This window comes from Bacillus sp. MN7755 (assembly GCF_054771475.1).
Window position 1 is genome coordinate 247,281 of the sequence record NZ_BTRL01000012.1, and the last position, 16,010, is coordinate 263,290.

15 protein-coding genes are annotated in these 16,010 nt (G+C 36.0%); all 15 read right to left on the reverse strand.

Going from position 1 to position 16,010, the window contains the following annotated elements:
- Positions 1–19: 19 nt before the first annotated feature.
- Positions 20–694, reverse strand: a complete 675-nt coding sequence (locus ACYVEC_RS13335; protein ID WP_063221169.1) for a YggS family pyridoxal phosphate-dependent enzyme — start codon at positions 692–694, stop codon at positions 20–22.
- Positions 691–1,509 (reverse strand): peptidoglycan editing factor PgeF, encoded by an 819-nt coding sequence (pgeF, locus tag ACYVEC_RS13340; protein ID WP_063221170.1) that lies wholly within the window; start codon positions 1,507–1,509, stop codon positions 691–693. Before pgeF ends, ACYVEC_RS13335 begins: the two co-directional genes overlap by 4 nt.
- 117 nt (positions 1,510–1,626) lie before the next feature.
- Complete coding sequence (locus ACYVEC_RS13345; RefSeq protein ID WP_080468259.1) at positions 1,627–1,911, reverse strand: YlmC/YmxH family sporulation protein; 285 nt, start codon at positions 1,909–1,911, stop codon at positions 1,627–1,629.
- A gap of 165 nt (positions 1,912–2,076) precedes the next feature.
- On the reverse strand, positions 2,077–2,856 hold the full coding sequence (gene sigG, locus ACYVEC_RS13350; RefSeq protein WP_000197753.1) for an RNA polymerase sporulation sigma factor SigG: 780 nt from the start codon (positions 2,854–2,856) through the stop codon (positions 2,077–2,079).
- A 157-nt stretch (positions 2,857–3,013) separates the two neighbouring features.
- Positions 3,014–3,733, reverse strand: coding sequence for an RNA polymerase sporulation sigma factor SigE (sigE, locus tag ACYVEC_RS13355; protein ID WP_000976948.1), 720 nt, complete (start codon positions 3,731–3,733; stop codon positions 3,014–3,016).
- A 19-nt stretch (positions 3,734–3,752) separates the two neighbouring features.
- Entirely contained in the window at positions 3,753–4,670 is a 918-nt protein-coding gene (spoIIGA, locus tag ACYVEC_RS13360; RefSeq protein WP_060632034.1) for a sigma-E processing peptidase SpoIIGA, read from the reverse strand.
- Positions 4,671–4,949: 279 nt separating this feature from the next.
- Complete coding sequence (gene ftsZ, locus ACYVEC_RS13365; protein WP_000888984.1) at positions 4,950–6,104, reverse strand: cell division protein FtsZ; 1,155 nt, start codon at positions 6,102–6,104, stop codon at positions 4,950–4,952.
- Between the two features lie 39 nt (positions 6,105–6,143).
- Positions 6,144–7,451 carry a cell division protein FtsA gene (gene ftsA, locus ACYVEC_RS13370; RefSeq protein ID WP_001087553.1) on the reverse strand — a complete coding sequence of 436 codons (1,308 nt, stop codon included), beginning with the start codon at positions 7,449–7,451 and terminating at the stop codon, positions 6,144–6,146.
- 400 nt (positions 7,452–7,851) lie between these two features.
- A complete protein-coding gene (divIB, locus tag ACYVEC_RS13375; RefSeq protein WP_063221172.1) occupies positions 7,852–8,622 on the reverse strand; it encodes a cell division protein DivIB in 771 nt (256 codons plus the stop codon).
- Between the two features lie 98 nt (positions 8,623–8,720).
- Positions 8,721–9,626, reverse strand: coding sequence for a UDP-N-acetylmuramate dehydrogenase (murB, locus tag ACYVEC_RS13380; RefSeq protein WP_063221173.1), 906 nt, complete (start codon positions 9,624–9,626; stop codon positions 8,721–8,723).
- Positions 9,627–9,687: 61 nt separating this feature from the next.
- A complete protein-coding gene (murG, locus tag ACYVEC_RS13385; protein WP_016086554.1) occupies positions 9,688–10,782 on the reverse strand; it encodes an undecaprenyldiphospho-muramoylpentapeptide beta-N-acetylglucosaminyltransferase in 1,095 nt (364 codons plus the stop codon).
- Positions 10,783–10,886: 104 nt separating this feature from the next.
- Positions 10,887–11,978 (reverse strand): stage V sporulation protein E, encoded by a 1,092-nt coding sequence (gene spoVE / locus ACYVEC_RS13390; RefSeq protein WP_060632038.1) that lies wholly within the window; start codon positions 11,976–11,978, stop codon positions 10,887–10,889.
- A 90-nt stretch (positions 11,979–12,068) separates the two neighbouring features.
- Entirely contained in the window at positions 12,069–13,421 is a 1,353-nt protein-coding gene (gene murD, locus ACYVEC_RS13395; RefSeq protein ID WP_063221174.1) for a UDP-N-acetylmuramoyl-L-alanine--D-glutamate ligase, read from the reverse strand.
- Positions 13,422–14,396, reverse strand: coding sequence for a phospho-N-acetylmuramoyl-pentapeptide-transferase (gene mraY, locus ACYVEC_RS13400; RefSeq protein WP_000893058.1), 975 nt, complete (start codon positions 14,394–14,396; stop codon positions 13,422–13,424). It lies immediately after the preceding gene.
- A 22-nt stretch (positions 14,397–14,418) separates the two neighbouring features.
- The gene (murE, locus tag ACYVEC_RS13405) at positions 14,419–15,894 is read right to left on the reverse strand and encodes a UDP-N-acetylmuramoyl-L-alanyl-D-glutamate--2,6-diaminopimelate ligase (RefSeq protein WP_063221175.1); all 1,476 of its coding nucleotides are present in this window, start codon (positions 15,892–15,894) and stop codon (positions 14,419–14,421) included.
- Positions 15,895–16,010 lie beyond the last annotated feature (116 nt).

Sequence of the window (16,010 nt, forward strand, 5' to 3'; positions counted from 1 at the left end):
AATAAGATTCTCCTTCCTTTTACGCTTTTCCTACTAAAATCGTCCCCAAACGAATATATGTAGCACCTTCTTCAATCGCAATCGTGTAATCATTAGACATTCCCATTGATAATTCTTTACATGGCGCATGTAATAATTCTAGCTCCTGCACCTCTGTTTGTAGCATACGTAACTCCTTAAAACAGCGTCTGATTTCTTCCTCTTCTTCTGTAAACGGAGCCATTGTCATTAGTCCCACCACTTCAATCTTATCCAATTCTTGCAAACTTTGAATAAAAGAAATGGTTTCTTCTATTGCCAACCCTTGCTTTGATTCTTCAGATGATGTTTTCACTTGAATAAAACATTTCACTTTCTTATCCGCACGTTTTTGAATTTCTTTTGCAAGTGAAAGACGATCTAACGAATGTAAATAATCGATTTCATTAATGATTTCTTTTACTTTTCTCGTTTGTAATGATCCAATAAAATGCCAATTCACTTTTGAACCGAAATGCTCGTACTTCTGTAAGAAACCTTCATTTCTATTTTCACCTAAATCGATAATTCCAGCTTCAATTACTTCGTTTGTTTTTTCAATTCCTACCGTTTTTGTAACCGCAACGAGTTTAATATCTTGCAACGAACGTCCCGCTCGTGCGCAAGATTGTTTAATTGCTTCGTTTACAGTTGTTAAATTTTTTTGTACTGTCACTTGCTTTCTTCCTCCTTAAAACCTATGAAACTCAACATTCTCCCCGTCTTACCCTGATCACGACGATGAGAGAAAAATAGTTGTTCTTCACAGCTTGTACAAAGAGATGACATTACAATATTCTCTTCTTTTATGCCTGCTTGTACACATAATATACGATTAATTTCTTTTAAATTAATTGCATACTGCCCATCAGAAATTTTTTTATAAGGGACAGAACCGTTTACTACTTGTTCTGCCGCTGTTAACACTCGATCATCAACAACGTAACAACAAGATCCAATTGCTGGTCCAATTGCAACATGAATTTCATCACTTGAAATCCCTTCTGCATTCCATTTTTGAATCATTTCTTTTGCAATCTCTTTTACAGTCCCTTTCCATCCAGCATGTGCAAGTCCTATCATACCATGTGATGGTGCATAAAAATAGAGTGGAACACAATCCGCGTAACAAGATGTTAGAAGAACATCATTATTAGTCGTATAAATGCCATCTGTTTTTGAAATGCCGTCTTCATATGAATAGACGCCGCTTCCTTTTTCCTGTTGTCCTACTTTTTCAACATGATGATCATGAACTTGTTCAGAGCAAATCCAGTTTTCTAATGGTTTTTGTAACTTATTAGCTAAAATGCGTCTGTTTTCATGAACGTTCTCCACGATATCATTCACATGTAATCCTAAATTCATCGCATGAAAGGAGCCGGTACTTATCCCACCATCTTTTGTCGTAAATCCAGCAGTAATGTTTCCAAGTTCTTTCCACGCTTGTAAATACAGTATACCGTCCACATATTTAAATGGTTCTCTCATAAAGATGCTCCTTTTAATTAAAATAACAGAAAAAAGCATGGTACTTCCTGTCTATTTTACCATACTTTTATTTTTTCATAATCCTAACAGAAAAAAAAGAGGAATTTGTAATATTCTTTATGAAATTGTCGGTGTTTGTATTGATTCTGTTACAGAATTAACAGGATTTACTCTAACAAGTATGACATCTTCCCCAATTATCATAATTTCCTCCCAAGGAATTACAATTTCTACACCTTTCCCAAAAATCCCTAACATACGTGCCTGTTTGGAAATGATAATAGATTTAATCTTCCCTGTGTTCATATCGATTTCGATATCTCCAATATTTCCAAGCCTTTTTCCATCTGACACATTTATTATGTCTTTCATCTGCAACTCCGAAATTCGTATCACTTTCATCCCCTCCCTTATATATGACGAATAAAAAAATACTGTTTCTCAAATTAACAGGAAGCACCCTCTACTAATTCCATACTATTTTCATTATATGAACACAGCTACCCTACTATGAGCGTAAACAAACTATATGACATATAAAAAGGTCTCACCATAAATGGTGAAACCTTATCCTTGAATCGTCTTATTCATTTGTTTAATAGCTGATTTCTCTAAACGTGACACTTGTGCTTGAGAAATCCCAATTTCTTCTGCAACTTCCATTTGCGTTTTTCCTTGGAAGAAACGTTTTCGAATAATCATTTTCTCACGATCATTTAAACGCTTCATTCCTTCTTTTAGTGCTAATTCTTCAACCCACTGCTCGTCCTTTTGTTTTTCATCACTTAACTGATCCATAACAAAGATAGGATCTCCTCCATCGTTATAAATCGGCTCAAATAATGAAACTGGATCTTGAATCGCATCTAAAGCAAAAACAATTTCTTCATGAGTCACTTCAAGCACTTTTGCAATATCCATTGCTGTTGGTTCTTTTGAATTTTCTGCAATCAACTTTTCTCTTACTTGTAACGCTTTATACGCAATATCTCGTAATGAGCGAGATACGCGAATTGGATTGTTATCACGCAAATATCTGCGTATTTCCCCAATAATCATCGGCACAGCATACGTTGAAAATTTTACATTTTGGCCTAAATCAAAGTTATCAATGGATTTCATAAGTCCAATGCAACCAACTTGAAATAAATCGTCAACATATTCTCCTCTGTTATTAAATCTTTGGATGACGCTCAGTACAAGACGTAAGTTTCCATTCACTAATTTCTCTCTTGCGCTTATCTCTCCACTTTGCATTTCACGAAATAATTTACGCATTTCATCATTTTTTAGTACGGGAAGTTTAGCTGTATCAACACCGCAAATTTCTACTTTGTTTCTCGTCAAAGTGTTCCCTCCTATCGGGAGTTGCTGTACAGTGTAAAGTATTTCCTTTGAAGGGGATTTTATGCATGCGGTTTTCTCTTCATTTTTCATTTTAGTTTTCTCTCCTCATACAACTAAAGAGAATAAGACCAGCCTAGATAACGGCTGGTCTTATTCTTTACACCATTTTATTAAATTCTTTTCGTAATCTTTTTATGATTCTTTTTTCTAAACGCGAAATGTATGACTGTGAAATCCCAAGCATATCCGCCACATCTTTTTGCGTCTTTTCCTCTCCTCCAGCAAGCCCAAATCGAAGTTCCATAATTTGTTTTTCACGATCATTTAATTGATGTAATGCTTTCATTAGAAGATGACGATCAACAGTAGCTTCTAAATCTTTTGTAATAATATCATCGTCTGTACCTAATACATCAGATAACAAAAGTTCATTCCCATCCCAATCAATGTTAAGCGGTTCATCAAAAGAAACTTCTGAACGATTTTTGTTATTTCGGCGCAAATGCATTAAAATTTCATTTTCTATACAACGTGAGGCATATGTTGCTAATTTTATTTTCTTTTCTGGATTAAATGTATTGACTGCTTTAATAAGACCAATTGTTCCTATACTAATTAAATCTTCAATATTTATCCCTGTATTTTCAAACTTTCTTGCTATATATACAACTAGCCGTAAGTTGCGTTCAATTAGTAATGATCTTGCTGCCTGATCGCCTTTTGGCAATTTATTCAAAAGAACTTCCTCTTCTTCTTTCGTTAACGGCGGTGGCAACGCTTCACTTCCACCAATATAATAAATTTCATCGGTCTTAATTCCTAATTTCAACAATACTTTATACCAAAGATATACTAAATAAAATTTTAATTTCATCATATTATCCCGCCTCCCATTATTAAGCAATTACCATTTTTTGCGAAATTAACATTTTCGGATGCACAATACATTGATACTCTCCATTGGTTGACAACTGTTGTGTATTTAATCCAATCAATACTTTGTTCACGGCAATAGAACTACCTTCATGATAAATTTGCACACTGTCTGGCTTAATTGCCCATAAAAATTGATTCTCTACTCCTACTGCTCGGAAAGGAATTAAGCGTAATTTTGTCGCCCACCCAGAATCATTTTCTGGTATTTGAGGAATCTCTGTTTTGGAATAAATTTGTTCTGTTAACCAAGCTGGTAAGCAATGTTCTAATGATGAAATATGCATAATCATAACGGGTGTTTTCGTTAACGGGTCGTAAAGTTGGTTCCCACTATCAATTAAACCTGCGAGTTCTAGTTCCTCTTCAGCTAATTGAATTTTCAATTTCACAATTTGATCATAGTGTATTTTTGTAACCTCTACGCTTTCAATACGCTTTTTAGAAAAATAATAAATTACCGGAAAACCAAAAACAACAAACAACCAGCTAATTGGATCACCGTAAGAAATTGATTGAGATTGGACCAATCCACTTACCATTTCATTCGTTTGCAAAAAGAAATGAGTGCCAATTAACCCTCCGCCAACCATAAAGGTGACAAAGTAAAAAGTAAAAACAGTTTGTGTATAATTTCTAAACGTTGTAAACCCAAATGCTGTATACACAATAAGTAACGAGTACAGTAGTTTCATAATTGGATGTGTCATCATAGAAGCAAAAGGAGTAAAGGCAAAAATAACAATGGTTGAACCTATAAATGCCCCTAACACAAGCCTCCATCTTTTGATCTTCTTTTTTAACACGGTGGCTGTTAATAAAAGTAAAAGAAAATCAATGCAGGCGTTTAACAACCAAACAACGTCGGCGTAAACAACCAAACAATTCACCTCTTTATTTAAGTTGAGACTAGTATAATGCATATCCAATAGGAAAGTGTGTCAATTTGCGGAGGTGTTTTTTTGTTATTTTGTGATTTCTAGACATAATCTGTCGTTAAAAAATAAAAGTATATTTTTCATAGAATCATATACTGTTCTACTTACATATAAATGATTTCCTGCAACTTAAAAATTAAGATATATAAAATAAAAAAAGACCTGCTTAGCAGATCTTTTCCCTATATAAAACAAAAAAGGAGCATAAAAGCTCCTTTTCTTTTATCGTCTACGACGATTACGTAAGAATGCTGGAATATCGATATCATCTGAATCTGAATGACGTTCATGTACAACCGGCTCTTCACGCTTCATTTCACGTTTTACTTCACGTTGTTTTGAAGGTTGAGCTACTGGCTGTTGCTGTTGTTGCGTGTGATTCGCATTTGGACGGATAATTGGTTTTGGTGGTTGAGTTGCAATGCTATCATCAAAACCAGTTGCAATTACAGTTACAACGATATCATCTTTTAATCCTTCATTAATAACCGAACCGAAGATCATATTTACTTCTGGATCTGAAGCTGAAGCTACAATGTCTGCCGCTTCTTGTACTTCATATAAGCTTAAGTTAGCTCCACCCGTAATATTCATGATAACACCTTGAGCTCCATCAATAGATGTTTCTAATAATGGACTAGAAATCGCTTTTTTCGCAGCTTCAGCAGCACGATTTTCTCCATTACCAGAACCAATACCCATTAAAGCAGAACCTCTATTAGACATAATTGTCTTTACGTCTGCGAAGTCTAAGTTAATTAAACCTGGTGTTGCAATTAAATCAGAAATACCTTGAACACCTTGACGTAATACGTTATCTGCTTCACGGAACGCTTCTAACATCGGCGTATTTTTATCAACAATCTCTAATAAGCGATCGTTTGGAATTACAATAAGTGTATCTACATTTTCTTTAAATGCCGCAATACCAGATGCTGCTTGTGTTGCACGCTTACGTCCTTCAAATGTAAATGGACGTGTTACAACACCAACTGTTAATGCACCTAATTCTTTTGCAACTTGAGCAACAACTGGAGCTGCACCAGTTCCAGTTCCGCCGCCCATACCAGCAGTTACGAAGACCATATCTGCACCACGAAGTGCTTCTTGGATCTGTTCTTTACTTTCTTCTGCAGCTTTTTTCCCTACTTCAGGGTTTGCACCTGCACCAAGTCCACGTGTTAATTTTCCACCAATTTGCATTTTTGTTTCAGCTTTTGATAGATTTAATGCTTGTGCATCAGTATTCACAGCGATAAAGTCTACACCTTGTACACCGTGTTCAATCATACGGTTTACAGCATTGTTTCCGCCACCGCCGACACCGATAACTTTTATATTCGCTAATTGATCTTGAGTAGTATCAAACTCTAACATGTCGAAATCCCCCTAGAACCTCATTTTTCGTGTCCAATTTTAATCCCATAAATAACGGAATACACGTTTTACTTTTGACATCATACGGTCATCATTTTGATTATTATTGTTTTGATTACGAGTTTTTTGTTTCGCAGGTTGCTGTTGTACCGGCGTTGGTGCTGGAGCTGGTACTGGTTCAAAATGCTCTTGCTTTTCCTGCACATTTTTCCCACGTAATTTAGCTTTTTGATAAGAATGTTTAATTAATCCCACTCCACTTGTATATTGGGGCTCACGCACACCAATATAATCAGGAGTTGCTATACGAACATTTTCATGTAAAATATCATATGCAAGATCAAGGACACCTGGCATAGAAGCAATTCCACCAGTTAGCACATAACCAGAAGCTACTTGCTTTACTCCTAGCTTACGCACTTCATCTTGAACAAACATTAAAATTTCCTCTACACGAGCCTCTATTATATCCGATAATTCCAACTGAGAATATTGTTCTGTTTGATCGCTTCCCATAATAGGAACCGTAAACATCTCTTCTTCAGATGCTGTATCATAAAAAGCATGTCCATATTTCAACTTAATTTGATCTGCATTTTCTGTTGAAGTTTTCAACCCAATCGCAATATCCTTCGTTATATGGTCTCCACCTAATGGTAATACGCTCGTCGCTTGTAACTCTCCATCTTTAAAAATAGATAAAGTTGTAGATCCTCCCCCCATATCAACAAGGGCTACTCCTCTATTTTTTTCATCTGAAGATATAGCAACTGTTGCAGCCGCTAAAGGTTGAAGACAAATATCAACAATTTCAAGACCTGCTTTTTCTACACAACGAAGTAGGTTATGTAGTAAAGTTCTCGAGCCTGTAATAAGTGTACCTTCCATTTCTAATCTTACACCGATCATCCCGCGTGGATCGTTAATCTCGTCAAGACCGTCTACGATGAACTGTCGAGGTACCACATCAATAAACTCACGTTCTGGAGCAATTGACACAACTTGTGCTGCATCTAGAACGCGTAAGACATCTTCATTCCCGATTTCACGATCTTCATTTGAAACAGCGACTACTCCGTGACAAGGAAGTAGCTGTACCTGGTTTGCATTGACACCTACTACAACTTGCTCAATGTGGATCCCCACCATGCGCTCAGCTTGTTCAATTGCTTTTTTAATTGATCGAACAGTCTCGTCTATATCAACTATCGATCCCTTCTTTAAACCATTTGATTTTACATTTCCAACACCAATAATGTTTAAGCTGTCATTAACCATTTCACCAATGATGACTTTAACATTGGATGTACCGATGTCAAGACTAACATATATTTCATTGCTGTTCATTCTTTGGCACCTCCTTCTTTATTTATACCATACAACTCAATATATGGAACAACAATCGCAACTTTACTATTTATAAGAAAAATATTCAACGTCTTTATACGTTTCCCTTTTTTAACCCTATATTTTTCTTATTTTTATTTAACATTCATTTAAGAATATCGCAGTAAACTGTGAATAACTGCTTATCTTGAAATAATTCTATTTCAAGTGTAAAGATTACCGCCAAGTATAAGTCTACACTAAGATGTACTCATAGAAAAGTGAAACTTGTACCAATCCTAGTATGAATCTAAGAATTTTTACATCTTTTTCATCAAATGAACCATTCTAGTAAATTTAGACGCATCAAGCAGAACGTTCGTTTTGTTTTTTCTACGATAACGCAGTGAAAACTATCGTTCTATTCTTTTTTTTCTTCCGCTTCTAATTCTTTCGTATATGCCCCTACTTCTAAGTCAATTAATACCTTTTTGCCTGGCTCAATTGTTTTTAAAATAAGCGGATAGGTTTCCATACGTTTTGCGAAATTTTGAATCGTAGTGCTCACTTCATACCCTTCATTCATATATAAAGTAAGATGGTCTTCATTCGCATTCGTCGGTGAATAACGAATTTCAGAAATAGACCTTAAAATAGTTGGTGTTAATTTTTCAAGCTCAGCAATTAACTCCTTCATTTTCTCCTCTTTAAAAGGTTCAAAAATTGGCGCTGCAACAGGAAGTTTTCCGTTCGGGAGGACATCAAGTGTTTTCCCGTTCTCTAATAGCGGTTGTAATTTCCCATCTTTGTTTATATAACCAATCGTTAAATATTCTTCAATATGAACATCAATTTTATTTGGAAAACGTTTTTTTACATTTACTGCTTTAATTTCTTTTCGTTTCGTTAGGTTTTCTTCTGCTTTATGTGCTGTCACTCGGAAATAACTTGTATCATACGTCACACCTGATTCCTTCATCACTTGCTCATCTGTCATATAATGATTTCCAAACACACTTATCTTTTTAATATTGCTAAGCGGAGACCGAAAATAAATTAAAAAGAGCACTAATAAAAATAAAATTGATATGTATAAAATCAACCGATGATTAACATTTTTTTTGTTTTTTTTCTGCTGATTTTTTAACTTTGGTACACGATCCTGTAGTTTAATCACTTTACTATTTTTCATGTACGATCCCCCTACGTAACATAAAGAACGGCATGTTCCTCATGCCGTTCTTATCTTCTTATTATAACATAAATGATAATGAGCGGAACGAATAACCGTTATCTTCCAATGATTTCTACTTCTGTATGCATTTCTACGCTAAATTTATCCTTGATTGTTTGTTTTATTAATGCAATTAAAGATAAGACATCTTGCGCGCTGGCTCCCCCAGTATTAATAATAAAATTCCCATGCATTTCAGAAATTTGAGCTCCACCTATTTGATAACCACGAAGCCCGGCCTTTTCTATTAAATCTCCTGCAAAGTATGGAATTGGATTCCGAAATACACTTCCTGCACAAGGATGATTCCATGGCTGTGTTTCACGGCGGTAATCTTTATTCTTTTGCATGAGACTTACGATTCCCTCACGCTCTCCTATCTGTAATTGAAACTCAGCTTCCAAAACAATACCAGGACGTTTCGTTTGTAATATAGATGTACGATAGGAAAACTCCATTTCTCCATGCGTTAACCAGTCAATTGTTCCGTTTTCAAACAAAATAAGAGCTTTTGATAATATGTGTGCTATATCCGATTTATGTGCTCCTGCATTCATATACACTGCACCACCAACACTTCCTGGAATACCACTTGCAAATTCCAGACCGGCTAACCCTTGACGACTCAGTAAAGTTGACAATTTAATAAGGGGATACCCACCACCAACTCTTACTCTATGTTTTTCGACTTCTAAATGGTCTAATCCTTCTCCTAAACGAATAACGACACCTTCTATACCTAGATCAGATACAAGAAGGTTCGAACCGCGACCAATTACAATCCACTTTGTTTTATATTTTTTTACTAACTGCAAAGTTTTTTCAATACCGGCAATATGCTTTGGCACAATTAAAATATCAGCTGGTCCACCTATTTTCATAGTGGTATAACGCGCTAACGGTTCATTCACTAACACGCGACCAACATTTGCTTCTATAAGCTCATTTACTAATTGCTCCATAAACAATCTCCCCCATACTAAGTATCCTTATTACAGTAGTATGCAGGGCGTTCACCTAACGTTATTTTTTTACAAGCTTATTCATTACTTCATACAGCTTATTTGCTGCATCTGGAATACCTAATTGTGTAGCAGCTAGCTTCATATTTTGTAATGTTTGTGCATCTAATAAAATCTCATCAATATCACGAATAAGCGTTTCAGCTGTTAAATCTTTTTCAAGCAACATTTTTGCTGCCCCTTTATCGACAACAGAACGTGCATTTTTTTCCTGATGGTTATTTGTTACGTAAGGACTCGGAATTAACACACTTGGCTTTCCTAATGCGGTTAATTCTGCAAGTGTTGTTGCCCCAGCTCTTGAAACAACAAGATCTACCCCTGTAAGTACCTCTGGCATATTATGAATGAAAGGTTTAATAATCACATTATTCGGATTCCCTTTTTGCTTCACTGCTTCCATTACTTTGTCATAATGAACTTCACCTGTTACATACAATATTTCGTAACTTTTATTTCCAAACTGTTCAATTGCTTCTACGAAAGCATCGTTAATCGGTCTAGCCCCACGGCTTCCCCCAAAAATAAGTACGGATTTTTTAGGAAGAGATAAACCTACTGAACGTTTTCCTTTCATTCCATTCTGATCCATTACTTCTGATGCTCGTGGATTTCCTGTCATGACAACTTTTGACTGTGGAAAATGTTCTGCAGCCGCTTCAAAACACACCGCAACTTTATCAACATAGCGACTTAAAAATTTATTCGTTACACCAGGTACACTATTTTGTTCATGTACAATAGTTGGAATACCTAATTTTGCCGCAGCATATACAACTGGTCCACATACATATCCACCCGTTCCAATCACAATATCCGGATTAAAACGACGAATATATCGTTTACTATCTTGTACACCCTTTAGGAAACGCATCACCGTTTTCACGTTATCTAACGATATTTTACGCTTAAATCCACTTATAACAATCGATTGAAACGGTATACCTGCTTTTGGAACGATTGTGCTCTCTAATCCATTCTCCGTACCAATATATAAAAACCTTGCTTCCGGATTTAACTTTTTTATTTCTCTTATTAAAGCAAGAGCCGGATAAATATGACCTCCAGTGCCCCCACCACTTACTAATACTCGCACTACTAACTCCTCCGCTTCTCTTTTCTTATTTCAGTCGTATTTATTTCTATATACATCATGTTTCTTCGCGCACATACGAAAAACCCTGTCTTATAAAACAGGGTTTAGTAGCGAGAATGGCGACTTATATTTAATAATACACCTACTGCCATTAACATTAATGTCAAACTCGATCCACCATAACTTAAAAACGGCAAAGTAATACCCGTAACAGGCATCAATCCTGTTACAACACCCACATTAATCATTACTTGAATCGCAATCATCGCCACAATACCTACTGCTAAAAACGTACCATATAAATCTGGCGCTCCTAAAGCTATACGAATCCCACGCCATAATAATAGACTAAATAATAATAACACAAATGAACCACCAATAAAACCTAATTCCTCGGATAAGATTGCAAATATAAAGTCTGTTTGTGGTTCAGGTAAATAAAGAAACTTTTGTCTACTTTGTCCAAGTCCGAGCCCAAATAATCCACCAGGCCCAATTGCGAGTAACGATTGAATAATTTGAAATCCACTTCCAAGCGGATCTGACCACGGATCTAAATATGATGTAATACGTTTCATTCGATACGGTGCTGATGCAATTAGCCCTACAAATCCTGCTATACCTAGCAAACCAAACATTGCAAAGTGAAAGACCCTTGCTCCCGAGATAAATATCATAATGATACATGTCCCAACCATTACCGTTCCTGTACCAAGATCTGGCTGTAACATAATCATCCCAAAAGCAAGAAATACAAAACCAAGAGCTGGTAGTAAACCACGTTTAAAAGAGGTAATTAATTTTTGTCGTTCCGCTAAAAATTTTGCTAAGAAAATAATCATCGCAAACTTCATAAATTCTGACGGTTGAATGGAAAATGCTCCGATTCCAATCCAACTTCGCGCTCCTCCTCGGACAAGTCCTACCCCTGGAATAAGAACAAGAATAAGAAGAATGAAGCAAACTAGCAAAATTACTTTTGAATACGTGCGCCACACCCAATAATCAATTTTCATGATAAAAAACATAGCCATTACACCAAGACTTGCAAATAACAATTGCCTTTTTGCAAAAAAGAATGAGTCCCCCATTTTATAAGAGGCCCAAACCGCACTCGCACTATACACCATAATCATTCCGATTGTTAACAACGCAAGTGTAACGATGATGAGAATAAAATCAGGCGTTTTCTTCATTACCCATAAACACCACCTCTTTAGGCAGAAACTTTTGCCCTATGTAACAAAACATCAGTAGGTGTTAGCCTACTGATGTTTTGATTTACTTTATATAAGTTTATGCACAGCTTGTATAAAAATGTCTCCTCTTTCTTCAAATGTTTTAAATTGATCCCAGCTTGCACATGCTGGAGAAAGAAGAATTACATCGCCATCTGTAGAATGAGCATAAGCTTTTACTACCGCTTCATCTAAAGTATCGACACTTTCAATTGTACCTAATCCCGCTTTTTCTGCAGCTCTTACTAATTTTGGAGCTGTTTGTCCAAATGTTACAATTGCTTTTACATTTTTGAAATACGGAATTAAATCATCGAATTCATTTCCACGATCAAGCCCACCTGCTAATAACACAATCGGTTGTGTAAACGCAGATAAAGCTTTCTCAGTCGCTAACATATTCGTTGCTTTTGAGTCATTATAAAACTTACGGTTGTTAAGAGTTGTTACATATTCTAAACGATGTTTTACACCTGTAAAACGTTTTAACACCGCCGTAATCGCTTCATTAGAAACACCCAGTAATTTTGCGATACTCATCGCCGCTAAAATATTTTCTAAATTATGCTGACCAGGTAAAACGATATCGCCTACTTCAACAACTTTTTCACCTTTAAAATAAAGAGCATTATCTTTTATACACGCACCATCTTCAATTTCTTTCGTTGTCGAGAATAGTACTTTTTGACCTTTACTATAAGCAGATAGAGCCATCACATCTGCATCATCTGCATTTATTACACTATAATCATTTTCTGTTTGGTTTTTAAAAATATTTGCTTTCGCTAAACCATATTCCTTCTTCGTCCCATGATAATCTAAGTGGGCCTCAAATAAATTTAAAAACGCAGCAATTTTAGGTTGGAACAATTCTACTCCCATCAATTGGAACGATGAAAGTTCTGTAACTACAACTTCATTTTCTTTTGCATCCTGTGCTACTTCACACGCTACAGTTCCAATGTTCCCTGCAATTACAGGATGCTTTTGTCCTTCTTTTAGCATTTCAAATGTAAGCATTGTCGTCGTCGTTTTACCGTTAGATCCCGTAATCCCAACAAATGGCGCTTCTGCGATACGATATGCTAATTCAACTTCCGTAACAATTGGAATTTGCTTTTCTTTCGCAGCAACTAATATTGGATTAGAATACGGGATTCCTGGATTTTTTACTACAAGAGAAATATTTCTCTCTAATAACTCTAAAGGATGACCACCGCATACAACGTCCATTCCTTTTGCTTGTAATTCTGCAGCAAGTACATTTTCTGCTAAAGGCTTTCCGTCATTTACAATAACATTTGCCCCTAATTTTTGTAACAACGTAGCTGCTGCATAACCACTTTTTGCAATGCCTAATACAAGAATATTTTTATTTTGAAATTCAGTTACAGTTTTCAATTACATCCACACCCCGATATAAATTCCTAACACAGCTAATAAAAATCCTACAGACCAAAACGTCACAACAACACGCCACTCTGACCAACCACATAATTCATAATGATGGTGTAATGGACTCATTTTAAAGACACGTTTTCCTGTTGTTTTAAACGAAATAACCTGAATAATAACAGATAAAGTTTCCATTACGAATACGCCACCAATAATTACAAGTAGCAATTCTTGTTTTAATAAAATTGCTACAGCTGCAATGGCTCCCCCTAAAGCTAAGGAACCTGTATCTCCCATAAACACTTTCGCTGGATTTGCATTAAATACTAAAAATCCAAGTACAGCTCCTACAACTGCCATACAGAATATCGCTACTCCAAACTGCTCTTGTGCTACAGCAATAATACTAAACGCTCCAAATGCAATAGCCGCTGTTCCTGATAATAAACCATCTAAACCGTCAGTTAAGTTAACTGCATTTGATCCACCAATAAGCATAAATAGTACAAGTACAAAATAAGCCCAACCTAATTCAAACTTAACATCCGTTCCCGGAATCATGATGTATGTGTGGAACGCTTGCCCTTTTCCAATTAAAAAGAATGCAATAGCAATAACAAGCTGACCTACTAATTTTTGTTTTGATGTTAAACCAAGGTTTCTCTTCTTAACTACCTTTATGTAGTCATCTAAAAATCCAATTAATCCGTAACCAAATGTCACTAATAATAATAACGAAACCTCTGCACCTAAATGATTAAACTTAATCGCCATAATAAGTGAAGTTACCATCATAGATACATATATGACAATACCACCCATTGTTGGAGTCCCTGATTTTTTTTGATGTGACTTTGGTCCCTCATCACGAATGCTCTGTCCGAACTTTAATTTCCTTAAAAATGGAATAAACAATGGCGAAAGGGCAACAGAAATTAAGAATGCTACCCCAGCCGTTACTAATAAACCTTGCTCAAGCACATGTAGTCCTCCTCTCATGTTGTTACTCTTCGTTGTTTAAACGCTCTGTAATTGCTTCTTTAGCGACTTCACGATCGTCAAAATGATGAACGTCTTTTCCAATAATTTGATACGTTTCATGACCTTTACCAGCAATAATAATGATGTCTTCAGCTTTCGCGTTAGCAATTGCATGGTATATCGCTTCTTTTCTATCAATAATCACTTCATAATTATTCCCATTTGCACCCTGTACCATATCATCTAAAATAGCCCCCGGCTCTTCACTTCTTGGATTATCTGAAGTGTAAATTGCATGAGTTGCATATTTTGTTGCGACACTTGCCATGATTGGTCTCTTTGTACGATCTCTATCACCGCCACAACCGACGATACAATATACGTCACCTTTTGCAAACTGTTTTGCTGTTTTCAATACATTCTCTAAGCTATCTGGCGTATGTGCATAATCAACAATAACTGTATAATTTTGTCCACCATCAACCACTTCAAAACGTCCTGGAACTCCAGCTAGATTCTTTATCACATCAATGACCGTTTCTAAACTTACACCGGAAACAAGTCCTGCCGCTGTTGCCGCTAGTACGTTATATACATTAAATTTCCCAATCAATTTCATCGTAACATTTACACTTTCATACGGTGTTACAAGCGTAAACGTAGTTCCACCACTCGTCATAACGATATCTTTGGCCATAATATCACTTGTTGTATCAATTCCATACGTTACAACAGTTGCTGCAGTACTTCTCATGTACTCCTCTGTTACAGCATCATCGTTATTCAGTACCGCGTACTTTTCACGATTATGGTTATAACTATTGCCAAGTTGTGCAAATAACAACCCTTTTGCATGTTTATATTCTTCCATCGTTTTATGATAGTCTAAATGATCTTGTGTTAAATTTGTAAACACTGCTACATCGTAATCACATCCGTGTACACGACCAAGATCTAAAGCATGCGACGAAACTTCCATTACTGTGCTATCCACACTGTGTTCAACCATTTTTGAAAACGTCTGTTGAAGTGTTAGTGCATCTGGCGTTGTATTTTTCACCTCAAATGTTTCATCACCGATTTTCATATTAATCGTTCCAATTAGCCCTGTTTTATGACCATGTGCGCGCATAATCTCATCCATAATATGCGATGTTGTTGTCTTTCCATTTGTACCTGTAATTCCGATTAAATGTAACTTGTGCGTTGGTTGACCATAAAAATAATCAGCTAAAACCGCTAACGAACGAAAAGTATTTTTCACAAGTACAACTGGAACGTCAACATCAATTGGTCTTTCCGCAACAATAGCAGCCGCTCCTTGTGCCGCTGCTTGCTTAGCAAAATCATGGCTATCAACCGTATACCCTTTCATACATACAAATAAGCTTCCTTCTTTCACTTTACGTGAATCAGCTTCTATAGATGTAATTTCTGGATTTTCTTTTGGAACAACTGGAAAATCATGCAAACATGATACAAGTGTATGCAACTTCATTTCACTAAACCCTCTCTACATTGTGTATTTATCTCTTTTTTTAATAAGCAACACGCTACCTCCTAATTATGTGAAATAGGAGGTAGGTGCTACTGTGTCTAATAAATAGACCTATT